The organism is Actinomycetospora succinea (assembly GCF_004363095.1).
GTDB lineage: Bacteria > Actinomycetota > Actinomycetes > Mycobacteriales > Pseudonocardiaceae > Actinomycetospora > Actinomycetospora succinea.
On sequence record NZ_SNYO01000010.1, the window covers coordinates 106,582 to 132,422 of the forward strand.

Below are 25,841 nucleotides of genomic sequence, written 5' to 3' on the forward strand. Positions count from 1 at the left end.
AGGCGAGGACGTCGTCGGCCGAGCCGACGTCCCGGCTGACACCGCCGCCCCGACGGCACCCGCTCCCCCGCGCGTGGGAGCGGGTGCCGTCGTCTGTGACCTAGGGTCACGCCCCGTGGGCCTGCACTCCCCGAAGATCGAGACGTTCGACGTCGCCGCCGGCACCAACACCGATCCCAAGGGCTTCGTCCGCGCGGTCGACGAGTACCGCGAGGAGCCGTTCGGGCTGTACCTGAGCCGGGCGATGGTCGACCACCCGACGCTGACCCACCTGAGGTCGTGGCTGCTGCCCGCCCTCGGCATCCGCGTCACCGACTTCACCTGGAAGCCCGGCCACGAGCGCCTCCAGGACCACTACATCGACGTCGCCGACGTCACCCGCGACGGCGCGACGTGGTGGACCGAGGACCACTACGTCGACCTCGTCGTCCACACCGGCGAGCGCACCGAGGTCCTCGACCTGGACGAGCTCGCCGAGGCCGTCGCCGCCGGGCTCCTCGACGCCGAACGGGCCGAGCGGGCCCTGACGACGAGCCACCGCACCCTCGCCGGCCTCGCGGAACAAGGGCACGACCTGGACCGATGGCTCGCCCGTCAGGACGTTGCCCTGACCTGGACGTGACCTGCCCCACACCCTGAATGACACCGCTGACATTCGGGTACGGGTCGGCTCCTGGCCACCCGGACGGGTGTCCTAGGGTCCAGCGCCGTGAGTCCGGTCGTCTCCCGCCAGCTGGTCGAGGTCGTCGACACCCGTGCGGCCACCCGCACCGTCCCCCTCGCCTCCGAGCACGTCCCCGAGCACGTCACCGTGCACGCCTCCGAGCAGGTCGCCGAGCAGGCCCTCGACCGGTGGCACGTCGCCGACGGGCACCTGCGCACGACGGTGCTGAGCCCCGAGGACCCCTTCGTCCTGGCGGAGACGTGCTGGTACGTCGCCGACCACGGCCTGCGGATACGCCGGCGCCTCCCGCGCGACGGCGACGCGGCCGGGGTGACCACCGAGATCGGCGCGGTGCGGATCGTCGTCGACGGCCCGCAGTGGCGCTGCACCGACCTCCTGCTCGGCCTCGAGGTCGTGCCCGGGCGCCCGGCCCGCGTCGTCCACGACGCCGACTTCGCCGCCGCCGTCGCGGGCGGCGTGCTCTCCGGCGCGGACGCCGACGAGGCGATGAGCACCGTGCACCGCGTGCTCGGCGAGCTCGTCGACGCCCGCCACGACCTCGAGACCTGGACCGCGTCGCTCGGCACGGGGTCGCTCACCCGCTTCTAGGGTCGCACCGTGGGCAGCCTGCTGGTCGTCGTCCTGGGCCTGCTGGCGATCGCCGGGGTCCGGGTGCTCGCCGAGCGCGTCGGCGTCGCGGCACCGCTGCTGCTCGTGCTGGTGGGCGTCGCCGTGTCGGTGCTGCCCGGTGTGCCGCCCGTGGTCGTCGACCCGGAGTGGGTGCTCGCGGGCATCCTCCCGCCGCTGCTCTTCTCGTCGGCCGTCGCGATGCCGGCGATGGACTTCCGCCGCGCGTTCGGGGCCGTCAGCGGGCTGTCGGTGGTGCTCGTGGTGGTCTCGTCGGTGGTGGTCGGGCTGCTGGTCAGCCTGCTCGTGCCCGGCCTCGGGATCGCCGGCGGCATCGCGCTCGGGGCGATCCTCGCGCCCACCGACGCCGCCGCGACCGCGATCGTCCGGCGGGTCGGCGTCACCTCGCGCGTCGTCACCGTGCTCGACGGCGAGGGCCTGCTCAACGACGCGACGGCCCTGGTCCTGCTGCGCGCCGCGATCGCCGCGAGCGCGGTGTCGGTGTCGATCGGGGGCGTCGTCGGCCAGTTCGCCCTCGCGGTGGTGGTCGCCGTGGTGCTCGGGATCGTCGTCGGGCGCCTCGGGCTCGCCGTCCGCCGCCGGATCGCCGACCCGACAGTCAACACCGTCCTGTCGTTCGCCACGCCGTTCGTCGCCTCGCTGCCCGCCGAGGAGCTCGGCGCCTCCGGGCTCGTCGCCGCCGTGGCGGCCGGGCTCGTCACCGGCCACGGCGCGACCCGGTCCCTGCCCGTGCAGCACCGGCTCTCGGACACCGAGAGCTGGCGCACCGTCGAGCTCGTCCTCGAGGGCACGATCTTCCTGCTGATGGGGCTCGAGCTCACCGCGGTGCTCGAGGACCTGCACCGCGACGGCGGGGCGGTCGGCCTCGGCCTGGGCCTCGCGGCGGTCGCGCTCGTGGCGACCGTCGTCGTGCGGGCCGGGTACGTGTCGGGGCTGGTGCTGTGGCTGCGGGCGTCGGCCCGTCGCGGGGCGGCGATGCAGGACCAGCTGCAGGAGATGAACGCCCAGCTCGAGGCGGGCGAGCAGGTGACGATCCGCGGCCGGGCGGTCTCGCTCACCAGCCCCCGGCGGATCGCCGCGTTCGGCCAGCGGCTCCGGCTCCAGATCGCCGACATCGACTACTTCCGCCGCGCACCGCTCGGTCCGCGCGAGGGCACCGTCATCGTGTGGGCGGGGATGCGCGGCGCGGTCACGCTCGCGGCGGCGCAGACCCTGCCGACCGACTTCCCGGAGCGCTCGCTGCTGGTGTTCGTCGCCTTCACCGTCGCCGCGGGCTCGCTGCTGCTGCAGGGCGGCACCCTCGCGCTGCTCGTGCGCTGGATCCGGCCGGCACGCGCCGAGGTCCCGTCGGCCGCGGAGCAGGAGGCGCTGCGGGACCGGCTGACCGCGGCCAACCTCGAGGTCCTCGACCGCCACCTCGACGAGCCCGAGATCGCGGCCTTCCGGGAGCGCCTCGCCGATCGCGACGGGCGCCCCGACCCGGCCACGGCGTCGGACACCCGCGTCCGGGTCCGCCTGGAGATGATCGAGGCGCAGCGCGCGGCCCTGCTCGACGCCCGCGACGAGGGCCGCTTCACGTCGTCGGCGCTGGCCGCGGCCCTGGAGAACCTCGACGCCGAGCAGATCAGCCTGGAGCTGCGGAGCGCCCAGCTCGAGTGATCACGGCAGCGTGATCACGGCAGCGTGATCACGGCAGGGCGACCTCGGCGCGCACGGCGTCCGGGTCGGCGGCGACGCGGTCCGGGTCCCGACGGGCGCGCTCGCGGGCGTCGACGATCGCCCGCGCCTGCTTCGCCTCGCGCCGCTTCTTGCCGTCGAGGACGAGCACGCGGGCCGGACGGGCGGGGTCGGCGGAGCCGTGGCGCCCCGCGCCCGTGCGGGGGAACCCGGCGGCCACGAAGGCCTCGACGAGGTCGTCGCCGGGCCTGTCGGCCTCCACGAGCACGTCGACGACATCGGGGGCGGGCAGCCCGGGAACCGCGCCGGGCCCGACGAGCTCGACGCGCCGGACGCGCTCGCCCCCGGCAGCGGCGAGGCGGGCGGCGAGGCGCTGCCCGACGACCGGGCGGTCCTCGGCGGGCGCCACGATCTCGGTCGGCGCCGCCACGACCCGGCCGTGCTCGAGGTTCTCCGCGAAGGGCACGAGGCGCTCGTGCCACAGGCGCTCGACCTGCTCCCGCAGGGCCCCGGCCGCACCGGCGTTCTCCAGCCAGACGTCGGCGGCGGCGCGCCGGGCGTCGTCGTCGGCCTGCGCGGCCATGCGCGCGCGGGCGTCCTCGACGGTCATGCCGCGGGTGTCGACGAGCCGCGTGACCCGGACGTCCACCGGCGCGTCGACCACGACGACCAGCGCGAACGCCGCGCCCATCCCGTTCTCGACGAGCAGCGGGATGTCGTGGACGACCACGGCGTCGTCGTCGGCGCCCGCCACCATCTCGGCGGTCCGGGCCCCGATCCGCGGGTGCAGGATGCCGTTGAGGGTCTGACGCTTGGCGTCGTCGCCGAAGACGATGCGCCCGAGCGCAGGACGGTCGAGCGCGCCGTCGGCGTCGAGGACATCCTCGCCGAACGCCGCGACGACGTCGGCCAGGCCCTCGGTGCCGGGTTCGACGACCTCGCGGGCGATCCGGTCGGCGTCGATCACCACCGCGCCCAGTTCGGTGAGCGTCTCCGCCACCGTCGACTTCCCCGCCCCGATCCCACCGGTGAGCCCCAGCCTCAGCACGCCCGCAGTGTGCCCAGCGGGCGGATCACTCACTCGACCCGGGGTCGAGAGTCGCTCGGCGAGTCCCTTCTGTCCCAGACGCCACAGCGGTATGGTGACGCCCCGCTCGCACCATCCGTACCACTCGCTCCGGGAGCCGCCGCGTGTTCCGTTCGCGTCGCCACGCAGGACGCCACCGTCTCGGCGACGCCGGGCTGACCTGGTGCCGGGAGCTCCCCCAGGTCGCGATGGCCCTCGCGGCACCGCACATCGCGCGCCGCGGTCTCGTCGAGCGCTTCCTCGCGGGCTCGCGCCACCTGCGCCCCGCCTTCGGCACCGCCGCCCCGCCGGCCTTCGGCTAGCTCTCCCGCGCGCACCGACCCCGCGCGCACCGACCCGCGCGCACCGACCCGCGCGCGCTCTCCGGCGGCACGCCCTCCTGGCGGCACGCGCTGGCCCGTTCGCGCGCGCCGCTGGGAAACGAACGGCGAGCTCGTTGCCTGCGAAGCAGCGAAAGCGCCGTTCGTTCGTCACGGTGCCGGCCTGCCCCGCCCGGTGATCAACGGGGGTCTTGCGTGCCCAGAAGCAGCGAACGGCGCGTTCGCTGCATCTCACGCCGGCCCCGGGAACGACGACGGGCCCCCACCCCGCGAGGGATGAGGGCCCGTCGGTCGAGCTCGAAACAGCTGGTGATCAGCCGCCGGAGAGCTTCTCGCGGAGCGCCGCGAGCTGGGCGTCGCTGGCCAGCGCGCCGCCGCCGCTCTGCGAGGGCGGGCCCTGGCCCGGGTCGGACGCGTCGCCCGCGTCCTCGCCACCGTCGTCGTCGCCGGACGACGGGCCGCCCGAGGAGTAGTTGGCCGGCGCGACCTCGGCCGCCTCCGCCTCCTGCTCCTGGGTGCGCTGCAGCTGCGCGATGTGCTGCTCGTAGCGGGCGTAGGCCGCCTGGTACTGGCGCTCCCACTCCTCGCGCTGGCTCTCGTAGCCCTCGCGCCAGTCGCCCGAGTCGGGGTCGAAGCCCTCGGGGTAGATGTAGTTGCCCGCGTCGTCGTACTCGGCCGCCATGCCGTAGAGCGCCGGGTCGAACTCGGTCTCGGTGGTCATGCCCTCGTTGGCCTGCTTGAGGGACAGCGAGATGCGGCGACGGTCGAGGTCGATGTCGATGACCTTGACCATGACGTCGTTGCCGACCTGGACGACCTGCTCCGGCACCTCGACGTGGCGCTCGGCCAGCTCCGAGATGTGGACCAGGCCCTCGATGCCCTCGTCCACGCGGACGAACGCACCGAACGGCACCAGCTTCGTGACCTTGCCGGGCACGATCTGGCCGATCTGGTGGGTGCGGGCGAACTGGCGCCACGGGTCCTCCTGCGTCGCCTTCAGCGACAGGGAGACCCGCTCGCGGTCGAGGTCGACGTCGAGGACCTCGACCTTGACCTCCTGGCCCACCTCGACCACCTCGGACGGGTGGTCGATGTGCTTCCAGGACAGCTCCGAGACGTGGACCAGACCGTCGACACCGCCGAGGTCGACGAACGCACCGAAGTTGACGATCGACGAGACCTGGCCGGACCGGATCTGGCCCTTGGCGAGCTGGTTGAGGAACTCGCTGCGCACCGCCGACTGGGTCTGCTCCAGCCACGCACGGCGGGAGAGGACGACGTTGTTGCGGTTCTTGTCCAGCTCGATGATCTTGGCCTCGATCTCCTTGCCCACGTAGGGCTGGAGGTCGCGGACGCGGCGCATCTCGACCAGCGAGGCCGGGAGGAAGCCGCGCAGGCCGATGTCGAGGATGAGGCCGCCCTTGACGACCTCGATGACGGTGCCCTTGACGGGCTCGTCGTTGTCCTTGAGCTGCTCGATCGTGCCCCAGGCGCGCTCGTACTGCGCGCGCTTCTTGGACAGGATCAGCCGGCCCTCCTTGTCCTCCTTCTGGAGAACGAGGGCTTCGACCTCGTCGCCGACGGCGACGACCTCGTTGGGATCGACATCGTGCTTGATGGACAGCTCACGCGAGGGGATGACGCCCTCGGTCTTGTAGCCGATGTCGAGGAGGACCTCGTCCCGGTCGACCTTCACGATGGTTCCTTCGACGATGTCGCCATCGTTGAAGTACTTGATCGTCTGGTCGATGGCGGCGAGGAAGTCCTCTTCCGACCCGATGTCGTTGATCGCAACCTGGGGGCTGGTCGACGTCGGGGCGGTGTGGGTGTCGATGGACATACGGTGGACGGCTCCGGGACATTGGTCTGATCGAGCGTGCAGGGACCCCACGCGGGGGCCGTCGTCCTGGACGCGCGCACCAGTCGAGCCTGGCGAAACGCCGAGGTGGAGACGAGAATCGCCGCCCACCGCTGCCTGGGTAGCGGAACGCGGACAGGGCGAGACCACTCACGTGGACCTTCATCGTAACCGCGTCCGACACGGCCCGGCAATCGGGGCACCCGGTCACGGCCCCCGGCGTGTCGCAGGCGGATCCCACGGCGTGTCGCTCCAGCGCGGCGCCCTCCCGGGGGACGCGGACCCCGCATCCGGGCGTGTCAGGATGCCCGGGTGCCGACGCCGCCCCCTCCCCCGCACGCGGAGGAGCTGCTGGGGGCCGCCGGGGTCGCGCGCCGGGCGGTCGGACCGGAGGAGTCGAGCGCCGCGAGCCGGGCGTGGTGGGACGCCGACGCCGACGACTACCAGGCCGAGCACGGGGCCTTCCTCGGCGACGACGACTTCGTCTGGTGCCCCGAGCGCCTGCGGGAGGCCGACGCCCACCTGCTGGGCGACCCCGCGGCCCTGCGCGGCGCCCGGGTCCTCGAGGTCGGGTGCGGGGCCGCCTCCTGCTCCCGGTGGCTCACGGGCACCGGCGCGCGCGTGCTCGGCCTCGACCTGTCGGCCGGGATGCTGCGCCACGCCCGCGACGCCGACGCCCGCACCGGCGTCACCGTCCCGCTCGTGCAGGCGGACGCCGGCGCGATCCCGCTGCGCGACGGGTGCGTCGACGCCGCCTTCTCCGCCTTCGGGGCGATCCCCTTCGTCGCCGACCCGGGCGCCGTGATGCGCGAGGTGGCGCGCGTGCTGCGCCCCGGCGCGCCCTGGGTGTTCGCCGTGAACCACCCCATGCGCTGGATGTTCCCCGACGACCCGGGCCCCGAGGGCCTCACCGTGTCCCAGTCCTACTTCGACCGCACCCCGTACGCCGAGCTCGACGACGACGGCCGCGCGGTCTACGTCGAGCACCACCGCACGCTCGGCGACCGGGTGGCCGACATCGTGGCCGCCGGGCTGGTGCTCGAGCGGCTGGTCGAGCCGGAATGGCCCGACGACCTCGAGGCGGTCTGGGGCCAGTGGTCGCCGCTGCGGGGCCGGCTGTTCCCGGGCACGGCGATCTTCTGCTGCCGGAGACCCGCGTGATCGGGCGCTCGCGGCCGGCGGGGCGCTCGCCCGAGGTCCTGCTCTCGGAGCTGCTGCGCGACCAGCAGGCGCGCTTCGCCGAGATCGACGCCGGCCTGCCGCCCGCGGTGCTGCCCCCGCCCGGCGACGTGGTGGTCGTCGGCGCCGGGTCGGACGACGAGGCCGCCGCCGTCGTCACCCACCACAGCTGGCCCGCGGGCAGCGCTCCCCTGCTGTGGTCGGCGGCCGAGGTCACCGAGCTGCACCCGGTGCTCGGGCACGCGGGACGCGCCGGCGCCGACGCGCTGGTCACCGAGTGGCGCGCCCGCGTCCCGGCGCGGGTCCGCGCGGCGGGCGACTCGGCGGCCGTCGTCACCTGGCCCAGCCGCGACGTCGCGGCCGCGCGGGCGTTCCTCGACCACGGGCTCGTGCCCCTCGCGGTGCTCGCGGTGCGCCCGCCCGGTCCCCTGCCCGCGGTCGCCGACCCCGACCCGGCCCTGGTCCTGCGCCCGGCCCGCGACGACGACCTCGAGGCCTGCGTCGAGCTGGCCATGCACGAGATCGTCTACTCCAGCATGGTCGGCGGGAGCGTGCTGCGCCCCGACGCGGAGGCCGTCAAGCGCGCGGCCCTGCGGGAGCGTCGCGGGCGCGGCGAGCCGATCTGGGTCGCCGAGCGCGACGGCCGGCTGGTCGGGCTCCTCGAGTGCGGCCTCACGGACTCGACCCCGGGCTCCTGGCTCGCGGGGCTCCTGCCCGCCGGGCGCTGGGGCTACGTCAACTGCGCCTCGGTGCTGCCCGGGCAGCGGGGCCACGGGGTCGGGCACGCGCTCGTCACCGCCGCCCTGCCCACCCTGCAGCCGCCCGGCGCGCGCGGCACCTACCTCTACTACAACCCGCCGAACCCCGTGTCCTCGGTGTTCTGGCCCCGCCACGGCTACCGCCCGCTGTGGACGCTGTGGGAGGTCCGGCCGGCGTCGGCCCTGCGCTGAGCCCGGGAGCCCCGCTCAGACGCTGCGGGCGAGCGCGTGCTCGACCAGCACGATCAGCGCGCGGGTGCACGAGTCGTCGTCGCGGGCGTCGACGTGCACCAGCGGGCAGCCCGGCGGCACCGCGAGGGCGTCGCGGACGAGCTCGTCGTCGACGCCGTCGGTCCCCGGGAACTCGTTGAGGGCGACGACGAACGGGAGCCCGCGGTTCTCGAAGTAGTCGATCGCGGCGAAGCAGTCGTCGATGCGGCGCAGGTCGACGAGCACGACGGCGCCGACGGCCCCGCGGGCGAGCTCGTCCCACATGAACCAGAACCGCGACTGGCCGGGGGTCCCGAACAGGTAGAGGACCAGCGAGTCGTCGATCGTCACGCGGCCGAAGTCCATCGCGACGGTCGTCGTCGTCTTCTCGGGCACGACGCTGGTGTCGTCGACGCCGTCGGAGAGGCTGGTCATCTGCTGCTCCGTCGACAGCGGCGGCACCTCCGAGAGCGCCGCCACCAGCGTCGTCTTGCCGACGCCGAACCCGCCCGCCACGAGGATCTTCAGCGGGAGCAGGTCGCGGCGTGCCCCGGGAGCGACGTCGGTCGCCGTCGCCGCCCGACCGTCAGCGTGCACGGAGTCCATCGAGCAGCCTCTCCAGGAGTTCGCGTCGGGGGCGACCGTCGGTCCCGACCAGGGGCAGGTGGACAGCGAGGTGGTCCTCGGCGGCGAGGTCGCTGACGAGGACGCGGGCGACGCCGACAGGGACGCCGAGCAGCGCACCGATCTCGGCGAGCGACTGCGGCTCGGTGCTCGCCTCGACGATCGCCCGCATCTCGGGCGCCATGCCGGGCGCCTTCGCGAGGCCCAGCTCGGTGGCGGTCACCAGGGCCTCGATGGGCATGTCGGCCCCGGCGAGCGACCGGGTCCGGCCCGCGGTGAACGCGTAGTTCGGGACGACCCGCCCGCCGTCGGCCTGCGGTCGCTGGCGGCGGTCCACGGTCACGGCGCGGACGGGGCGCCGCCGCGCCCGGCGGCCACGCCCGGCGTGAGGGCGTGCCCGACGCGCGAGGCGAGGAGGGTCATCTCGTACCCGACGAGGCCCATGTCGGCGGACCGGTCGGTGACGACCGCCAACGTGGAGCCGAGGCTGATCGAGGTCGCGAACAGGTAGCCGCCGTCCATCTCGACGATCGTCTGCGTGACCGGCTCGGCGTCGATGAGCGTCGCCGTGCCGCGGGCCAGGCTCACGAGGCCGGACACCGCCGCGCAGAGCTGGTCGGCCAGGTGCGGGTCGACGCCGTCGCTCACCGCCAGGCGCAGCCCGTCGGCGGACACGACGAGGACGTGGCACACGCCGGGGGTGCCGTGCGCGAACTCGGAGAGCAGCCAGTCCAGTCCGCTGTCGGTCGGTGCACTCACGTCTGCCTCCCGGGGGTGCTCCCGCGCTGCGGGTGGTCGTCGGACGCGGGGGTGCCGTCTCCGTCGTCCGAGATGGCGGACCGGGCCGCGGCCCGGCTGGCCTGGTAGGCCGACAGCGCGTCCATCGCGCCGCGGCCGGCCGGCGGTCGCTCCGGTCGGTCCGCGTCCGGCCGGCCCGCGTCCGGGGACGCGGTGGCGGCGTGGGCCGCGGACACCGGGGTCGCCGCCGGGATGCCGGGCGTGCGGCGGATGAGCTCGGGCGCCAGGTGCGACTGGGGCCGGCGCCGGGCGAGGACGAGACCGTTCGGGCCGACGGGCGCCGGGACGTCCTCGTCGGACCGGCGCGGCGCGGGCGCGCCGGCGGGGATGCCGCCCTCCTCCTGCTCGGCCGGGGCCGGCGGCGGGACGACGATCGGGTGGATCAGGCCGCGCCGGGCGGGGGCCGCGGCGTCGGCCGCCGGGACGTCCTCGACGGTGGCGTGCGGGTCGCCCGCGTCGGCCTGCTCGGCCTGCTCGGCCTTCTCGCCCTTCTCGGGGACGGCGACCTCGTCGTCGGCGCCGGGCGCGGCGTGCGCGGACCGGCGGCGCCCGCCGGTGCCGCCGGCCGGGGTGTCGCCGTTCCCGTTCCCCCGGTCCGGGGCCTCGCGGCCGGGCCAGGCGTGCCGGCCGTTGGCGGGCAGCGGCCCGGAGGCGGGCGCGGCGTGGCCCCAGGTCGGGGCCGGGCCGCCGGCGTCCGCGGAGCCACGGCGCGGGACGGGCACCGCCGAGGCGGGGACCCGCTCGAGGCCGGAGTCGCCGACCACCGGCACGGTCGGCGTCGCCTCGGCGAACAGCGCGGCCGGGAGCAGGAGCACCGCGGTCAGACCGCAGCCCGGGGTCGGGGTCAGCGAGACCTCGATGCCGTGGCGCTGGGCGAGGCGGGCGACGACGTGGAAGCCGAGCCGCCGCGCCGCCGCGGACACGTCGGCGCCCTGCGGGTGGGCGAGCAGCTCGTTGGCCGCGGCGAGCTCGGCGGGCGGCATCCCGATGCCGGTGTCCTCGACGACGAGCAGGTGCGCGCCCGGCGAGCGGTGGTACGAGCGGCTCTGGATCACCACGGGCGCCGACGGCGGCGAGTAGCGCGCGGCGTTCTCGACCAGCTCGGCGATCATGTGGGTGAGGTCGGCGACGGTGCTGCCCACGAGACGCTGGCGCTCGTCGACGGCAAGGGTGACGCGGTCGAGGTCCTCGGTCTCGGCGACGCCCGCGCGCACGACGTCGCGCAGGGCGACCGGCGCCGACCACACGCGGGCCGGCTGCTCGCCGGAGAGCACCAGGAGGCTCTCGGCGTTGCGCCGCACCCGGGTGGCGAGGTGGTCGAGCCGGAAGAGGTCGGCGAGCGCGTCGGGGTCGCGCTCGCGCTCCTCGAGGTCGTTGATGATGTCCAGCTGCCGGTGGAACATCGTCTGGTTGCGGCGGGCGAGGTTCAGCAGCAGTTCCGACGTGAATTCCTGCTGGCGCACCTTCTGGTCGTGCAGTTCCTTCGTGAGCTCGATCCGGCGGCGCTGTTCGTCCTCGGTGATCTTCACGAAGATCGCGACGCCCGCGCACGCCAGCAGCACCGCGAATCCGTGGATGAGCGCCCACGCCCACGGGTTGTGCTGGGCGGCGTGGTGGTTGAAGAACAGCGTCGGCACCAGCAGCGTGCCGAGACCGTGGGAGAGCGTCGTGAAGACGATGTTGACCGCGAACGGCACCCAGCTCTGGTAGAGCATGAGGAAACCGATGATCACGAAGAACGAGAAGTGCGCCTCGATGTAGCCGCCGGAGAGGATCACGAGTCCGGCGCACGAGGCGGACAGGCCCGCCGACACGAAGATCTCGCCGGCCAGACGGCCGGGGACGAACCGGCCGCCGGCCGCCGTGAGCAGCGGCACGAGGGCGACCAGGCCGGCGAAGAGGAGCGAGTTGCCGACCACCAGCCCGAACACCAGCAGCAGGGGCGCGAGCGAGACCAGCACGGCGAGCAGGAAATGGTGACGCCGCTGCCAGGCCGCGTCGTCGACCATGTCCCCCCGCGGGAGGTAGTCCATGACACGGGTCATGCGAGCGATTCACCGTCCTTCTGGTCACCGGTCGTGTCGGGAGAACGCCGCGGAACCGTACACGCGCCGTTGAGAGTGTCCGCCGAGCGAAGGGGTCGACGTCCTTCCACGGCGTGATTCGCCGCGCGCGATTTCACGCAGCGCGATGACGAGCCTGTCGTTCGGGTCCGGACGACGCACATCCCGGCGTCCGAGAAGAGTGCTCGAACTCGACCGTTCGGCCGTGGGGGCAACCGGGGCCCCGGCTGTGGAAAAAGGCTCCGAAAGAGTTCGTGGATGCGCCGGGGGTGGGATGCGGGCCCAAATCCGGCCCGCCGGTTCGACGCGGCCGGGCCACACCGATGACCCGATCGGCGCACGGTGTCCGGGGCGAACGCTTCGAGCCCGGACGACCACGGCGCGTGACCGGGTGATCGCCCTCCGGGAGAGGACTACCTCGGTCCCGACGGGCGCAACCCCGCCGGATCGGTGAGGTCGGCGGGGACCTCGTCGGGGCGTCGCGCACCCCACTCGCTCGTCGCCAGCGCCCGGTACACCGCGGCGAGCGCCTCCCCCAGCGCCGGCGTCAGCCCGGCGTCGGCCTGGGTCGCGGCGATCTCGGTCATCTCGTCGACGAAGCGCCACGCCTTGCTCGCCGCGACGGCCGCGGTCGGCACGCCCGCGTCGGGGAAGCTCAGGCGCAGGTCGTCGACGACGGTGTCGAGGACGCCGTGCTCGGCGGCGGTGACCAGGGCCTGGGCGAGCAGCGCCTGGTGGCCCTTGCGGACCGACGCCGTGCACATCTTCGCCGCGCTCGCCGCGCCCACCGGCCCGCCGAGCACCAGCCAGCGCACGCCGGGCGCCTCGAGCACGGCGACCTCCGCGGCGCGGGGCCCGGACAGGAAGACCCGCGTCGGCGCCGCCGCCCCGGGGTGCGGCGGCGGGCCGGAGATCGCCCCGTCGACGAGGTCGGCCGGCAGGTCCGCCGCGATCGCCGCGACCGTCGCGGGCGCGACCGCGTCGAGCTCGGCGACGAGCGGCCGGGCCCCGGTGCGCCGGCAGGCGTCCGCGACCTCGGCGCCCGCGGCGCGCGCCGACCCGGGCGGCACGACGAGCAGCAGCACCTCGACGGCGACGACGAGGTCGTCGAGCGCGCCGGCGTCCTCGAGCACATCCCGGGCGCGGGCCGCGGTCTCCGGCGAGCGGCCGTGGAGGCTCGCGAGCACGCGGTGCCCGCCGGCCGCCAGGCAGCCGGCGAGAGCCGTGCCCATCGCGCCGGGCGCGACGACGCCGACCGCGGTCACGTCAGCCGGCCGCTCGCTCGGGCGCGCTCTCCCGCCGCCCGCTCGCCGGCACGAAGCGCATCGCCGCGTCGTCGACCCGGCTGCGCCGCAGCGCCACGGCGTCGACGGCGTAGTTCATCGCCAGGCGCCACGGCGCGCGGGTGCCCTGCTTCGGGAGCTCGTCGATCGAGCGCTGGACGTAGCCCGCGCCGAAGTCGAGGAACGGCGCCTCCTCGACGTCCGGGTCGCGCTCGGGCACCGCGACGCCGAGCCCGCGGTCGCGCAGGTGGCGCAGGAGCCGCACCACGTACTCGGCGACGAGGTCGACCTTGAGCGTCCACGAGGCGTTGGTGTAGCCGATCATGTAGACGAGGTTCGGCACGCCGGAGAGCATCATGCCCTTGTAGGCCATGGTGTCGGGCAGGTGCACGGGCTCGCCGTCGACGACGAGCTCGGCCCCGCCGAACATCTGCAGCGTCAGCCCCGTGGCTGTGACGACGACGTCCGCGTCGAGCTCCCGGCCCGAGGACAGGCGGATGCCGGTCTCGGTGAACGTCTCGATGGTGTCGGTGACGATCTCCGCGTTCCCCCGGCGGATCGCCCGGAACAGGTCGCCGTCGGGGACCATGCACATCCGCTGGTCCCACGGGTCGTACCGCGGGTTGAAGTGGGTGTCGACGTCGTAGCCCGCCGGCAGCGCCGCCTGGGTGGCCTTGCGCAGGAGCCCGCGCACGAACCGCGGGAAGCGCTGGCTGACCTGGTACAACGTGATGATCTGGGCGATGTTCTTCGCGCGCGTGAGCGGGTCGGCGACGGCCCTGGGCAGCCAGCGCGAGAGGGCCTCGGCGACCGCGTCGACGCGCCCGATCGAGAGGACGTAGCTCGGCGAGCGCTGCAGCTGGGTGACGTGGGCGGCCGCGCCGTCCCCCTCCAGCATGGCGGGCACGAGCGTCACCGCCGTCGCCCCGCTGCCGATCACCACGACCCGCTTTCCGGCGTAGTCGAGCTCGGGGTCCCAGAGCTGCGGGTGGACCACGGTGCCGCCGAAGCCCTCGATGCCGGGCAGGTCGGGCGTGTAGCCGTGGTCGTAGCGGTAGTAGCCCGAGCACATGAGCAGGAACGAGCAGGTCAGCGGCTGCTGTCCGGGGATCTCGAGGGCCCAGCGCTGGGCGGCGGAGTCCCACGACGCGCGGGTGAGGCGGTGGCCGTAGCGGATCTTCTCGTCGACCCCGAACTCCTGCGCGGTGTCGCGCACGTACTCGAGGATCGACGGGCCGTCGGCGAGCGCCGTCGCGCTGCTCCACGGGCGGAAGCGGTAGCCGAGGGTGTGCATGTCGGAGTCCGAGCGGATGCCCGGGTAGCGGAAGAGGCTCCACGTGCCGCCGAGGTCCTCCCGCGCCTCGAGCACCGCGTAGCGGGTGCCCGGCAGGTCGCGCTCGAGGTGGCACGCGGTCCCGACCCCGGACAGGCCCGCGCCGACGATGACCACGTCGAGATGCTCGGTACTCACGCGTACCACCGTAGCGCGTGGTACGCGCGAGTACCAGCCGGTGGACGTCACAGCCCCCGGCGCACGGCCGCGGCGGCCAGCTCGGTCCGCGACGCGAGGTCGAGCTTCGTGAAGATCCGTCGCAGGTGCGTGCGGACGGTCCCGGTGCCGATGAGCAGCTGGTCGGCGATGTCCTGGTTGCGCAGCCCGCGGGCGGCGAGCGCCACGACGTCGCGCTCGGTGGGCGTGAGGCTCTCCCACCCGCTGCGTGGACGGCCCCGCGCGCCACGGGACCGCCGGGCGTAGGCGACGGCCGCGTCGAGGTCGAGCGGGGTCCCGTCGACGAGGTCGTCGACATCGGCATCGCGCACTGCCCGGACCAGCGGCGACGCCACCAGGCCCCGCGCCCGCCGGGCCGCGTCGGCGGCGGCCCGCAGCCGCGCGGCGGCCTCGTGGCGCCCGGCGTCGCGCGCCACCGCTGCCACGAGCTCGAGCGCGTCGAGCACCTGGACGGTCAGCCCCGCCCCGGACGCGTCGGCGAGCGCGTCGTGCGCCTCGGCCGTCACGTCGTCGCCCCGGGCGCGGCGGGCGGCGAGACGGGGCAGGTCGGCGGCGACGGCGAGCTCCCGGGCGCCCCGCTCCCGCGCGCGGCGCCGGGCGCTGCCGGCGAGGTCCAGGGCGCGGGCGAGGTCGCCGGTGGCGAGGGCGGCCGTCGCGAGCACGCCGCCCACCTCGGCGGCGAGGAGCGTCAGCCCCTGCCCCGCCCAGACCTCGAGGGACGTCGCGAGCTCGTCGATCGGGCCGGGCGGGTCGGACCACAGCGCGACGTGGGCCCGGCAGGCGTCGAGCCCCTCCCGGGCGATGAACCCCGGGTGCTCGTCGAGGAACGCGGCGTGCTCCTCGATCAGGGCGACCGCCTCGCCCGCGCGCCCGCCGCGGCAGAGCGCGCGCACCGCGGGCAGGAGCGCGCAGGTGGCGCTCGCCGGTTCGCCGACCTCCGTCGCGAGCGCCTGGGCGACCCGGCCGTGCTCGAGCGCCGCCCCGAGCTCGCCGCGCTGGCTCGCGACCTCGGCACGGATCGCCCCGTCCCAGGCCCGCAACTGGAGGTGGCCGAGCTCGTCGAGCGCGGGCAGGGCGGCGTCGGCGCAGGCGAGCGCGGCGGTGTGGTCGCCGAGCCAGAGCCGGGTGTAGGCGAGGACCTGCAGCCCCTCGACCCGGCCCCACCGGTCGGCGGCCGCGGTGGACAGCTCCGTGGCCCCGGTCAGCACCGGAGCGGCGCCGGCGGGGTCGTCGAAGCCCTGCGCCATCCCCAGCAGGATCATCGCCCGGCCCCGGACCTCCTCGCCGGCGGCCTCGTCCTCGGCGATCGCCACCGCGAGCCCGAGCCCCTCGTCGAGCTCCCCCGCGTAGACCGCGTGGAACGCGTGGGCCCAGCGCAACCGGTCCGGGACCGGCTCGCCCGCCCCGTCGAGCGCGGCGGCCAGACGCCGGGCGCGGTGCAGCCCCTCGCGGCACCGGCCCCGCAGCGACCACCAGAACGCGAGGTCGGCGACGACGGCGGCGGCCGCACCGGGCGGGGGCCCGTCCCCCGCCGCCGCGTGGGCCAGCACCGCCCGGATCGCGGCGGCGTCCGCGTCGAGCCGCGCGAGGACGCCCGCGTCGGCGCGCTCGAGGGCCGGCCGCGCGGCGGCGGCGAGGTCGCCGACCCAGCGCGACAACCGCGTCAGCGCGCGACGGGGCTCCTCCGGGGCGAGCTCCCGGGCGTGCTCGCGGACGGTCTCGAGCACGAGGTACGACCCGCCGCCGTCGGGGAGGAACCGGACCAGGGAGTGGTCGACGAGCTCCTCCACGACCGCGGTCGCACCGGGTGCCCCGACGGCGGCCGTCGCCGCGTCCAGCGAACAGCGCCCGTCGATCACCGAGAGGGCGGCGAGACCCGCGCGCGCCCGCTCGTCGAGCAGGGCGGTGCTCCAGGACAGGCACGCCTGCAGCGAGCGGTGCCGGGGTACGCGCCGGGTGCCGCCGGCGAGGAACGCGAGCCGGTGCGCCGTCCCGTCCTCGATGACCCGCAGGGGCAGACCGCGGGCGCGCGCCGCGGCGAGCTCGAGGGCCAGCGGCAGTCCCTCCAGGGCGGTCGCGACCCGGTGGGCGCGCCGCGTCGTGTCCTCGGTGTCCGGCAGGTCCGGGCGCACCCGGCGGGCCCGGTCCAGGAACAGCGCCGCCGCCTCCTCGGCGGGCAACCCCTCCACCGGCAGCGTCGTCTCCCCCGCCACGCCCAGCGTGAGCCGGCTGGTGGCCAGGACGCGCAGCCGCGGCACCCGCTCCAGGAGCGTGACGACGACGTCGGCCACCGCGTCGCGGACGTGCTCGCAGTTGTCGACCAGCAGCAGGGTGTCCCGGTCGGCCAGGCGATGGGCGAGCCGGTCGGCCGGGGCGAGCGCGGGGTCGTCGCGGACGTCGCACGCGGCGAGGACGACCGACCAGAGATCGTCCCCGGGTGCCCGGGTCGCGAGCTCCACGATCCCGACGACCTCCGGGCCGATGCCGGGCAGCGCCTCGGTGGCCAGCCGCGTCTTGCCGCTCCCGCCCGGGCCGACGACGGTGACCAGACGCTCGGCGCCGCACAGCCGCCGCAGCGTCGCGAGCTCCCCGTCGCGCCCGACGAACGGTGCCGTCGCGACGGGCGCCCGCGTCCCGTGCAGCGACCGGTCCCCCTCGGTCATGGCGGCAGTGTGATCGCCCGCGACCTCGAGGTCACCCGTCCTGGCCACCGGGTCTGCCGATCGGCAGATGTTCCGCCCGTTCGGCTCACCCAGAGTGACCGATACCGGGCACGAGGCCCGCTGGACCCGAGGGGGTGTCGGTGATGACCGACCTGATCGAGCTGACGACGCGCACGTGGAACGACCGCGACCGGACGGGGTACCGCGACTGCTACGCCGAGGATGCCGAGCTGGTGGTGCCCGGGCTGGCAGGGAAGGGGCACGAGGTCCTGCTCGACTTCTGGGACGAGAACATGGCGGCGTTCCCGGACAACCACATCACGGTCCACCGGGCGGTGGCCCGGGACGACGTCCTCGTCGAGGAGTCGCGCCTCGACGCCACGAACACCGGACCGCTCGCCGGCCCCGACGGCTCGCCGATCCCGGCCACGGGACGCTCGGTGTCGATCCCGTTCGCGGGGATCCACGTCGTGCGCGACGGACGGATCACGAGCTCCCACTTCTACTGGGACACCTACGACATGCTCGGCCAGCTCGGGCTCCTGGAGCACTGACATGCGCTCCTCCACCGTGCTGCTCGGCACGACCGTCGCCTCCGCCGTCCTGTACGTCGCCGCCGCGGGGGCCCTGGGCACCCCGCCCGACGCGACCGCCGTCGGCGACGAGGTCGCCGGCTGGTTCGCCGCCCACACCGCCGAGGTCCGGATCTACGTCTGGTGCCTGACGCTGCTCGCGCCGCTGGCGGGCACGTCGGTGGCCCTGATCCGCCAGAGGCTCCCCGCGCCGTACCGCGACGTCTTCCTCGTCGGCGGCATCACCTTCGTCGCCGAGACCGCGGTCATGGGCTGGCTGTGGGGCGCGCTCTCGTCGCACGAGGCCACCGCGACACCGGGGGTCGCCCGGGCGCTGCTGGACGTGGCGTCGTTCTGGGGGCCGGTCCTGACGGGGTCGACGGTGACGATGCTCGCCCCGGTGGTCGTGGCCGGGATGCGCGGCGCGCTCGTCCTGCCGCGCTGGCTGACCGTCCTCGGCGTGGTCGCGCTCGCCGAGCAGGCCCTCGAGACGATCACCGTGTTCGGCCGCACGGGCTTCACCGCGCCGGGCGGGCCGATGAACCTCTACCTCGGCGCGGTGCTCACCCTCGCCTGGTTCACCGGCTTCGGCGTGGTGCTGGCGCGGCGCGACCGGGCGGCGGCGGCGACGCCGGCGGTGCCGGTGGCCTGACCGGCTAGTGGGCCGCCTGGTCCCACGACCGCCCGAACCCGACCGACACCTCGAGCGGGACATCGAGCTCGAACGCCGCCCCCATCTCGCGGCGGACGAGCTCGGTGACCGTCTCCTTCTCCTCGGCCGCGACCTCCAGCACGAGCTCGTCGTGCACCTGCAGGAGGATCCGGGAGCGCAGGCCCTCGTCGCGCAGCGCCTGGTGCACCCCGAGCATCGCGACCTTGATGATGTCGGCCGCGCTGCCCTGGATCGGGGCGTTGAGCGCCATCCGCTCGGCCATCTCGCGGCGCTGGCGGTTGTCGCTCACCAGGTCGGGCAGGTAGCGGCGCCGCCCGAGGATCGAGCTGGTGTAGCCGTCCTTGCCGGCCTGGACGACGACCTGGCGCAGGTAGTCGCGCACGCCGCCGAACCGCGCGAAGTACTCCTCCATCAGCTCCTTGGCCTCGTCGGTGGAGATCCGGAGCTGGGCGGAGAGCCCGTAGGCGGACAGCCCGTAGGCCAGGCCGTAGTTCATCGCCTTGATCTTGGCGCGCTGCGCCGGGGAGACCTCGTCCTCGCCGACCCCGAACACCCGCGCGGCCGTCGCGGAGTGGAAGTCGTACCCCGACTGGAACGCCTCGATCAGCGCGTCGTCGCGGGAGAGGTGCGCCATGATGCGCATCTCGATCTGCGAGTAGTCGACGGTCATGAGGTCGGAGAACGCGCCGTCGGCGGAGTCGGAGCCCACGACGAACGTGTCGCGGATACGCCGGCCCTCGGCGGTGCGCACCGGGATGTTCTGCAGGTTGGGCTCGGTGGAGCTCAGCCGCCCGGTGCGCGCGATCGTCTGGTTGAACGTGGTGTGGATGCGGCCGTCGTCGGACAGCGCGTCGAGCAGGCCCTTCACCGTGACCCGCAGCCGCGTCGCGTCGCGGTGCTCGAGCAGGTGCTCGAGGAAGGGGTGGGGGTTCGACTCGTTGAGCGTCTGCAGCGCGTCGGCGTCGGTGGTGTAACCGGTCTTCGTGCGCTTGGTCTTCGGCATCTCCAGCTCGTCGAACAGCACGACCTGCAGCTGCTTCGGCGACCCGAGGTTGATCTCCTTGCCGATGACGTCGTACGCCGACTGCGCCGCCGCCTGGACGCGGGCGCCGAACTGCGACTCGAGGTCGTGCAGCGCGCTGACGTCGACCGCGACGCCGGCCGCCTCGAGGTCGGCGAGCACCGCGAGCAGCGGGAGCTCGAGCTCGGTGAGCAGGGCCGTGCCGCCGAGCTCGGCGAGGTCCTCGTCGAGCTTGTCGGCGAGGTCGATCACCGCGCGGGCGCGCAGCATCTCGGCCTGCGCGAGCGCCGTGTCGGCCTCCTCCTCGCCGCCGTCGAGGGTGAGCTGCTCGCTGCCCCCGGTCTCCTCCACCCGCAGCTCGCGGCGCAGGTAGCGCAGCGCGAGGTCGGCGAGGTCGAAGCTGCGCTCGCCGGGGCGGGCGAGGTAGGCCGCGAGCGCGGTGTCGCTGGTGATCCCGTCGAGCGTCCAGCCCCGCGCGCGGACCGCGTGGATCGGCCCCTTGATCTCGTGGCCGGCCTTGGGGACCGCGACGTCGGCGAGCCACTCCGCCAGCGCCTTCTCGTCGGCGGAGTCCATCGCGTGGACGTCGAGGTAGGCCGACTCGCCGTCGGCGGCCGCGAGCGCGATGCCCTCGAGGTCGCCCGTGCCGTGCGCCCACTGCCCCCGGAACGCGAGCCCGACCCGGCTGCCGTCGCGGGCGTGGTCGGTGAGCCAGTCGGCCACCGCGCCCGTCTCGAGCGCGGAGCCCCGGACCTCGAAGCCCTCGTCGGCCTCCGGCTCGGGGGCGGTGAGCGTGGAGAACAGCCGCTCGCGCAGGACCCGGAACTCGAGCTGGTCGAACAGCTGGTGCACCGCGTCGCGGTCCCACTGCCGGACGACGAGGTCCTCGGGGCCGTAGCCGATGCCGTCGACGTCGCGGACCAGCTCGGTGAGCTGGCGGTTGAGCACGACCGACGACAGGTGCTCGCGCAGCGCGTCGCCGGCCTTGCCCCGCACCTCGTCGACCCGGTCGACCAGCGCGTCGAGCGACCCGAACTCGCGGATCCACTTCTGCGCCGTCTTCTCCCCCACGCCCGGGATGCTCGGCAGGTTGTCGCTGGGGTCGCCGCGCAGGGCGGCGAAGTCGGGGTACTGCGCGGGGGTGAGCGTGTAGCGCTCCATGACCTGCTCGGGCGTGTAGCGCACGAGGTCGGACACGCCCTTGCGCGGGTAGAGCACGGTGACGTCGTCGGAGACCAGCTGGAACGCGTCGCGGTCGCCCGTACAGATCGCCACCGTCATGCCCTGGGCCACCGCCTGGGTGGTCAGCGTGGCGATGAGGTCGTCGGCCTCGTAGCCCTCGACCGCCATCACCGGGATGGCGAGCGCGGCGAGGATGTCCTTGATGAGGTCGATCTGGCCCCGGAACTCGTCGGGCGTCGTGGTGCGGTTGGCCTTGTAGGCCGCGTACGTCTCGGCCCGGAACGTCTGGCGCGAGACGTCGAACGCCACCGCGAGGTGGGTCGGCTCCTCGTCGCGCAGCAGGTTGATGAGCATCGACGTGAAGCCGTAGACGGCGTTCGTCGTCTGCCCCGTGGTGGTGCTGAAGTTCTCGGTGGGCAGCGCGAAGAACGCGCGGTAGGCCAGCGAGTGCCCGTCGAGGAGCAGGAGGCGTCCTCGACCCCCCGCCGGGGCGTCCGGGACGGTGGAGGGCTGCTCTGCAGTGCTGGTCGGAGCCACGTCGAGGAGTCTAGGCGCGACCCCCGACACACCCCGGGCGCCCGGGCGGCCCCGACGCCGGGACCGCCCTACCCTGCGGGGATGACCAGCTCCCCGGCCCCCGAGTCCGCCCCCGAGTCGGTGGCGGTCCCCGAGATCGAGGTCCAGTACCCCGACGAGCAGCTCGCCGCGCGGATGGGCATCGAGGTCACCGAGTGGACCAAGGACCGCGTGGTCGGCACCATGCCCGTCGCCGGGAACCGCCAGCCCTTCGGCCTGCTGCACGGCGGGGCCAACGGCGTCCTCGCCGAGACCCTCGGCTCGACCGCCGCGGCGATGCACGGCTGGCCCGAGCGCCTGCCGGTCGGCCTCGAGCTCAACTGCACCCACCACCGCTCGGCGCTGGGCGGGAAGGTCACCGGCGTCTGCACCCCGCTGTCGGTGGGCCGCACGATCGGCACGTTCGAGATCGTGATCACCGACGACGAGGACCGCCGCGTCTGCACCGCCAAGCTCACCTGCGTGTACCGGGACCGCCCCCCGGGCTCGACGGGCTAGCTGACGCCCAGGTACGCGTCCTGGATCGTCGGGTCGGCGAGGAGCTCGGCGCCGGTGCCGGAGCGGGTGACCTCGCCGGTCTCGAGCACGTAGGCCTGGTGCGCGAGGCCGAGCGCCTGGGTCGCGTTCTGCTCCACGAGCAGCACCGTGGTCCCCTCCGCGTTGATCTCGGTGATCACGCGGAAGATCTGCGCGATGAACTGCGGTGCGAGGCCCATCGACGGCTCGTCGAGCAGCAGCAGGCGCGGGCGGGCCATGAGCGCGCGGCCCATCGCGAGCATCTGCTGCTCGCCGCCCGAGAGCGTGCCGCCGGCCTGGGAGCGGCGTTCGGCGAGGCGCGGGAAGATCTCGTAGACCCGCTCCAGGTCGGCCGCGAACTCCGGGGTGCGCCGGTCGTTGCGCAGGTAGGCGCCCATGTCGATGTTCTCGGCCACCGTCATGCCCGGGAAGATCCCGCGGCCCTCGGGGACCTGGCTGATGCCCTTGCCGACGCGGAGGTCCGCCCGGATGGGCGCCAGGTCCTCCCCGTCGAAGCGCATCGACCCCGACTGCAGGCCCAGGATCCCCGAGATCGCCTTCATCGTCGTGGTCTTGCCGGCGCCGTTGGCGCCGATCAGCGCGACGATCTGCCCCTGCTCGACGCGCAGGGACACCCCGCGCAGGGCCTGGATGCGCCCGTAGGCGACGTGCACGTCGTCCAGCTCGAGCAGGCTCACGCGTCCCCCTCCGCCACGGCGGGCGTGGCCTCGTCGATCGCTCCGCCGAGGTAGGCCGAGATCACCGCGGGGTCGCGGCGGACCTCGTCGGGGTGCCCGTCGGCGATCTTGCGGCCGAAGTCCAGCACGACGAGGCGGTCGGTGACGCCGAGCACCACGCGCATGTCGTGCTCGACGATGACGACCGTGTACCCGTCGTCGCGGATCTTGAGGATGAGCTCGGAGAGCGCGTCCTTCTCGGTGGCCGAGAAGCCGGCCGCGGGCTCGTCGAGGCAGAGCAGCTTGGGCTCCGTGGCGAGCGCGCGGGCGATCTCCAGGCGGCGCTGGTAGCCGTAGGGCAGGGCGGTGGCCTTGTCGGCGGCCCGGTCGGCGATGCCCACGAACTCGAGGAGCGCCATCGCCTTCTCGACGCCCTCCTTCTCCTCGCGATGGTGCCGGGGCAGGCGCAGCAGCGCCCCCGGGACCGACGTCCGGTGCCGCGCGTCGGTGCCGACCACGACGTTCTCCAGCGCGGTCATGGCGCCGAAGAGCCGGATGTTCTGGAAGGTCCGCGCCACGCCCTCCTGGATGATCCGGTAGCGCTTCATCCGCGACAGCGACCGGCCCTCGAGCAGGATGTCGCCCGAGGTCGGCCGGTAGACCCCGGTCATGATGTTGAAGCAGGTGGTCTTGCCGGCGCCGTTCGGGCCGATCAGACCGAGGATCTCGCCGCGCTTGACGTCGAAGCTGACGTCGTCGAGCGCCGTCAGGCCGCCGAAGCGCACGGTCAGGCCGTCGACCGCGAGCAGGGTCTCGCCCTGGGCCACCGTCGACACGCGCGTCGGGGCGACCGACGACGCCACCGCGGCGTCGTGCTCGGCGCGCTCGCCGGCGTCCATGTGCTCGAGCGAGGAGAGGATGCCCTCCCCCGGGTCGCCGTCGAGTCGGGTCGGGTCGGTCATTCCCCACCTCCGCGCGGGGAGGTCCCCGCGTGGTCGTCGGGCGTGGTCTCCGCGAGGTCCCCGCGGGCCTTCGACGACGCCGAGAGCCCGCTGGGCGCCACGGCGGCGCCCGCCCCGAACAGCTTCTGGTACGCCTGTCTTCCGTACGCGAGCAGGTGCTGGCGCATCCCGAGCAGACCCTGCGGTCGGAAGATCATCAGGATGATGAGCGCGACGCCGAAGATCAGGAAGCGGTAGGTCGGCTCGAACTGGAAGCGGTCCGGGATGTAGGACACGAGGAACGCGCCGACGATGACGCCGACCTTGTTGCCCTGCCCGCCGAGGACCACCGCGGCGAGGTAGAGCGTCGAGGTCGTGATGTCGAAGCGCTGGTTGTTGACGTAGCCGACCTGGGCCGCGAACAGCGTCCCGGACAGGCCGCCGACCGCCGCGCCGATCGCGAACGCCCAGATCTTGAACCGGTAGGTCGGGACGCCGGAGAGCTCGGCGGCGTCCTCGTCCTCGCGCACGGCGATCCACGCGCGCCCGACCCGCGAGCGCTCGAGGTTCCCCATGAACAGCAGGACGATCACGATGATGATCACCGCGAGCCAGTAGAACCCGAGGGCGTCGGTCTGGCTGAAGATCGGCGTGCCGTCGGGGAAGTCGCCGCCGGGGCGCGCGATGTTCTGGAAGCCCCGGTTGCCGCGCAGCGGGTCGACGTTGTCGGCGAGCAGCCGCACGATCTCGCCGAACCCCAGCGTGACGATCGCCAGGTAGTCGCCGCGCAGCCGCAGCGTCGGCGTCCCGAGGATGACCCCGGAGAGCATCGTCACCAGCATGGCGATCGGGACGATGACCAGCCACGGGTACCGCACGCCGAGCTCGGAGTCGGGGCTGGAGAGCAGCGCCGCGGTGTAGGCGCCGATCGCGAAGAACCCGACGTAGCCGAGGTCGAGCAGGCCCGCCTGGCCGATGACGACGTTGAGCCCGATCGCGATGAGCGCGAAGACCGCCGCGTTGAACAGCGAGATCGGGAAGTCGGTGTACGGCTCGGTCGTGATGATCGGCGGATTGATCACCGGCAGGGCCAGGATGAAGATCACGACCGGGACCATGTAGGCCCACTGCACGGGACGGCTCTGCGCGTTCCACCAGTGCGAGACCGTGTGCATGCGCTCCCGCATCGATGGTCCAGCTCCGACAGGCTTCGTGTCCGTCATGCCCGCGACCTCGCCAACGACTCGCCGAGGATTCCGGTCGGCCGGAACATCAGCACGAGGACCAGCAGCACGAACGCGACGACGTCGCGCCAGTCGCCGCCGAAGAGGCTCTGCCCGTAGTTCTCGGCGACCCCGAGGATCAGCCCGCCGAGCAGGGCGCCCCGCAGGTTGCCGATGCCGCCGAGCACCGCGGCGGTGAACGCCTTGATGCCGAGGAGGAAGCCGCCGTTGTAGACCGCGCCCTGGGGGATCGTCATCAGGTAGAACAGCGCGGCCGCGCCGGCGAGGATGCCGCCGACCGCGAAGGTGATCATGATGACCCGCTCGCGGTTGACGCCCATGAGCGTCGCCGTCGCCGGGTCCTGCGCGACCGCCCGGATGCCGCGGCCGAGCCGGCTGCGGTTCACGAACTGGTCGGCGACCACGAACATCGCGAGCGACGCCAGGATGATGATGATCTGCAGGTTCGTGATCGGCGCGCCGAAGATCGTGAACACCGGCGAGGGCGGCAGCAGGCGGATCGTGCCCTCGGGGTTCGAGCCCCGCCAGATGCGGATGACCTGCTGGATCGCGAACGAGGCGCCGATCGCCGTGATCAGGAACGCGAGGCGGGGCGCGTTGCGTCGTCGCAGCGGTCGGTAGGCCACCCGTTCCAGGCCGACGGCGGCGAGCCCCGCGACCACCATCGCCACGACCCCGGCGAGGATCAGGTCCAGGATGATCGCCGCGATCGGCAGGTTGGGCAGCGCACCCGGCTGGAAGCCCAGCCCGAGGAAGGTCAGGTAGGTCGCGAACACCCCGATGACGAAGATCTCGGAGTGCGCGAAGTTGATCAGCTGGAGCACGCCGTAGACGAGCGTGTAGCCCAGCGCGATCAGCGCGTAGACGCTGCCGTACGCGAGCCCGTTGATCGTGTTCGCCCAGAACCGGTCGACGAGCAGACCGACGTCGAAGTTGATCCAGGGCTGGGCGTGGACGACCAGCGGCGTGAGGACGGCCGGATCGAGGACGGATGCGATGACGCGCTCCCCGGATGCGTCGGGCGCCTGCGGTGTCGCGGGCACGGGAGGGTGGGAGTGTCCGGCAGGGCGGGCCCGGGTCGGACACCGGGGTCCGAC

Annotated in this window: 23 protein-coding genes; 9 read left to right on the forward strand and 14 right to left on the reverse strand. The window is 74.2% G+C overall.

Annotated features, from left to right (window positions below; all coding sequences use genetic code 11):
- The first annotated feature begins 115 nt into the window (after positions 1 to 115).
- The 3 genes from EV188_RS32800 (at position 116) to EV188_RS25795 (ending at position 2,971) form a co-directional block, all read left to right on the forward strand.
- On the forward strand, positions 116 to 622 hold the full coding sequence (locus EV188_RS32800) for a ribonuclease FAU-1 family protein (RefSeq protein ID WP_243742001.1): 507 nt from the start codon (positions 116 to 118) through the stop codon (positions 620 to 622).
- 87 nt (positions 623 to 709) lie between these two features.
- Complete coding sequence (locus tag EV188_RS25790) at positions 710 to 1,273, forward strand: DUF402 domain-containing protein (RefSeq protein WP_133829191.1); 564 nt, start codon at positions 710 to 712, stop codon at positions 1,271 to 1,273.
- A gap of 9 nt (positions 1,274 to 1,282) precedes the next feature.
- On the forward strand, positions 1,283 to 2,971 hold the full coding sequence (locus tag EV188_RS25795; protein WP_133829192.1) for a cation:proton antiporter: 1,689 nt from the start codon (positions 1,283 to 1,285) through the stop codon (positions 2,969 to 2,971).
- Between the two features lie 28 nt (positions 2,972 to 2,999).
- Here the strand turns inward: EV188_RS25795 and coaE are convergent, their stop codons facing one another.
- The gene (gene coaE / locus EV188_RS25800; protein WP_133829193.1) at positions 3,000 to 4,037 is read right to left on the reverse strand and encodes a dephospho-CoA kinase; all 1,038 of its coding nucleotides are present in this window, start codon (positions 4,035 to 4,037) and stop codon (positions 3,000 to 3,002) included.
- Between the two features lie 143 nt (positions 4,038 to 4,180).
- On the opposite strand from coaE, the gene EV188_RS25805 reads away from it, so the two are divergent.
- Positions 4,181 to 4,378, forward strand: coding sequence for a hypothetical protein (locus EV188_RS25805; RefSeq protein WP_133829194.1), 198 nt, complete (start codon positions 4,181 to 4,183; stop codon positions 4,376 to 4,378).
- A 331-nt stretch (positions 4,379 to 4,709) separates the two neighbouring features.
- On the opposite strand, the gene rpsA is transcribed toward EV188_RS25805, so the two are convergent.
- Positions 4,710 to 6,236 carry a 30S ribosomal protein S1 gene (gene rpsA, locus EV188_RS25810; protein WP_133829195.1) on the reverse strand — a complete coding sequence of 509 codons (1,527 nt, stop codon included), beginning with the start codon at positions 6,234 to 6,236 and terminating at the stop codon, positions 4,710 to 4,712.
- Between the two features lie 330 nt (positions 6,237 to 6,566).
- Between rpsA and EV188_RS25815 the strand changes: the two genes are divergently transcribed.
- Positions 6,567 to 7,415, forward strand: a complete 849-nt coding sequence (locus EV188_RS25815; RefSeq protein WP_166660076.1) for a class I SAM-dependent methyltransferase — start codon at positions 6,567 to 6,569, stop codon at positions 7,413 to 7,415.
- Entirely contained in the window at positions 7,412 to 8,383 is a 972-nt protein-coding gene (locus EV188_RS25820; RefSeq protein ID WP_243742002.1) for a GNAT family N-acetyltransferase, read from the forward strand. Before EV188_RS25815 ends, EV188_RS25820 begins: the two co-directional genes overlap by 4 nt.
- 15 nt (positions 8,384 to 8,398) lie before the next feature.
- Here EV188_RS25820 and EV188_RS25825 read toward each other — a convergent pair whose 3' ends face one another.
- The 7 genes from EV188_RS25825 to EV188_RS25855 form a co-directional block, all read right to left on the reverse strand.
- Positions 8,399 to 9,007 (reverse strand): GTP-binding protein, encoded by a 609-nt coding sequence (locus EV188_RS25825; protein WP_133829198.1) that lies wholly within the window; start codon positions 9,005 to 9,007, stop codon positions 8,399 to 8,401.
- Positions 8,988 to 9,368 carry a DUF742 domain-containing protein gene (locus tag EV188_RS25830; RefSeq protein ID WP_133829199.1) on the reverse strand — a complete coding sequence of 127 codons (381 nt, stop codon included), beginning with the start codon at positions 9,366 to 9,368 and terminating at the stop codon, positions 8,988 to 8,990. Before EV188_RS25830 ends, EV188_RS25825 begins: the two co-directional genes overlap by 20 nt.
- A complete protein-coding gene (locus tag EV188_RS25835; protein WP_133829200.1) occupies positions 9,365 to 9,784 on the reverse strand; it encodes a roadblock/LC7 domain-containing protein in 420 nt (139 codons plus the stop codon). Before EV188_RS25835 ends, EV188_RS25830 begins: the two co-directional genes overlap by 4 nt.
- Positions 9,781 to 11,868 (reverse strand): ATP-binding protein, encoded by a 2,088-nt coding sequence (locus tag EV188_RS25840; protein ID WP_133829201.1) that lies wholly within the window; start codon positions 11,866 to 11,868, stop codon positions 9,781 to 9,783. Before EV188_RS25840 ends, EV188_RS25835 begins: the two co-directional genes overlap by 4 nt.
- A gap of 431 nt (positions 11,869 to 12,299) precedes the next feature.
- Entirely contained in the window at positions 12,300 to 13,151 is an 852-nt protein-coding gene (locus EV188_RS25845) for an NAD(P)-dependent oxidoreductase (RefSeq protein WP_208114376.1), read from the reverse strand.
- Position 13,152: 1 nt separating this feature from the next.
- Positions 13,153 to 14,640, reverse strand: coding sequence for a flavin-containing monooxygenase (locus EV188_RS25850; protein WP_133829202.1), 1,488 nt, complete (start codon positions 14,638 to 14,640; stop codon positions 13,153 to 13,155).
- A 47-nt stretch (positions 14,641 to 14,687) separates the two neighbouring features.
- Entirely contained in the window at positions 14,688 to 17,342 is a 2,655-nt protein-coding gene (locus tag EV188_RS25855) for a LuxR C-terminal-related transcriptional regulator (RefSeq protein WP_133829203.1), read from the reverse strand.
- Positions 17,343 to 17,485: 143 nt separating this feature from the next.
- Between EV188_RS25855 and EV188_RS25860 the strand changes: the two genes are divergently transcribed.
- Together EV188_RS25860 and EV188_RS25865 are read left to right on the forward strand one after the other, a co-directional pair.
- On the forward strand, positions 17,486 to 17,896 hold the full coding sequence (locus EV188_RS25860; protein WP_133829204.1) for an ester cyclase: 411 nt from the start codon (positions 17,486 to 17,488) through the stop codon (positions 17,894 to 17,896).
- 1 nt (position 17,897) lies between these two features.
- Complete coding sequence (locus tag EV188_RS25865) at positions 17,898 to 18,566, forward strand: hypothetical protein (protein ID WP_133829205.1); 669 nt, start codon at positions 17,898 to 17,900, stop codon at positions 18,564 to 18,566.
- A gap of 4 nt (positions 18,567 to 18,570) precedes the next feature.
- Here EV188_RS25865 and polA read toward each other — a convergent pair whose 3' ends face one another.
- Positions 18,571 to 21,327: a DNA polymerase I gene (gene polA / locus EV188_RS25870; RefSeq protein ID WP_208114377.1), complete on the reverse strand. Its 2,757-nt coding sequence runs from the start codon at positions 21,325 to 21,327 to the stop codon at positions 18,571 to 18,573.
- A gap of 81 nt (positions 21,328 to 21,408) precedes the next feature.
- Between polA and EV188_RS25875 the strand changes: the two genes are divergently transcribed.
- Positions 21,409 to 21,864 (forward strand): PaaI family thioesterase, encoded by a 456-nt coding sequence (locus EV188_RS25875; protein ID WP_133829206.1) that lies wholly within the window; start codon positions 21,409 to 21,411, stop codon positions 21,862 to 21,864.
- Here EV188_RS25875 and EV188_RS25880 read toward each other — a convergent pair.
- The 4 genes from EV188_RS25880 to EV188_RS25895 are packed head-to-tail and all read right to left on the reverse strand — an operon-like array spanning position 21,861 to position 25,706.
- Positions 21,861 to 22,580: an ABC transporter ATP-binding protein gene (locus EV188_RS25880; protein ID WP_133829207.1), complete on the reverse strand. Its 720-nt coding sequence runs from the start codon at positions 22,578 to 22,580 to the stop codon at positions 21,861 to 21,863. The two genes, EV188_RS25875 and EV188_RS25880, sit on opposite strands and share 4 nt — an antisense overlap.
- A complete protein-coding gene (locus EV188_RS25885) occupies positions 22,577 to 23,521 on the reverse strand; it encodes an ABC transporter ATP-binding protein (RefSeq protein ID WP_133829208.1) in 945 nt (314 codons plus the stop codon). Before EV188_RS25885 ends, EV188_RS25880 begins: the two co-directional genes overlap by 4 nt.
- Positions 23,518 to 24,675 carry a branched-chain amino acid ABC transporter permease gene (locus EV188_RS25890; protein WP_243742003.1) on the reverse strand — a complete coding sequence of 386 codons (1,158 nt, stop codon included), beginning with the start codon at positions 24,673 to 24,675 and terminating at the stop codon, positions 23,518 to 23,520. Before EV188_RS25890 ends, EV188_RS25885 begins: the two co-directional genes overlap by 4 nt.
- Positions 24,676 to 24,719: 44 nt before the next feature.
- A complete protein-coding gene (locus EV188_RS25895) occupies positions 24,720 to 25,706 on the reverse strand; it encodes a branched-chain amino acid ABC transporter permease (RefSeq protein WP_243742016.1) in 987 nt (328 codons plus the stop codon).
- Positions 25,707 to 25,841 lie beyond the last annotated feature (135 nt).